General features: G+C 42.6%; 1 tRNA gene. It reads left to right on the plus strand.

Features of this window, described 5'->3' with window-relative positions:
- The first annotated feature begins 48 nt into the window (after window positions 1–48).
- Window positions 49–125 (plus strand) — tRNA-Trp (locus tag AB4274_RS22130).
- Window positions 126–223 lie beyond the last annotated feature (98 nt).

Raw genomic sequence — 223 nt, forward strand, 5'->3', positions numbered from 1 at the left:
GTCCACTCCGCCACTTATTCAGAGTTTCAGCTCTTTAAAACTGAAAATAGGGGTGTAGCTCCAATTGGCAGAGCAGCGGATTCCAAATCCGCGTGTTGGGAGTTCGAATCTCTCCACCCCTGCCATATTTAAGGCTCTAGCAGAAATGCTAGAGCCTTTTTGCTTTCTGGAATTTAATAAATTACAGAAAGTAGCCTGGTATAATACCAATCCGGAAAATTAA

The sequence above is a fragment of the Vibrio sp. 10N.261.55.A10 genome (assembly GCF_041470825.1).
Lineage (GTDB): Bacteria > Pseudomonadota > Gammaproteobacteria > Enterobacterales > Vibrionaceae > Vibrio > Vibrio crassostreae_C.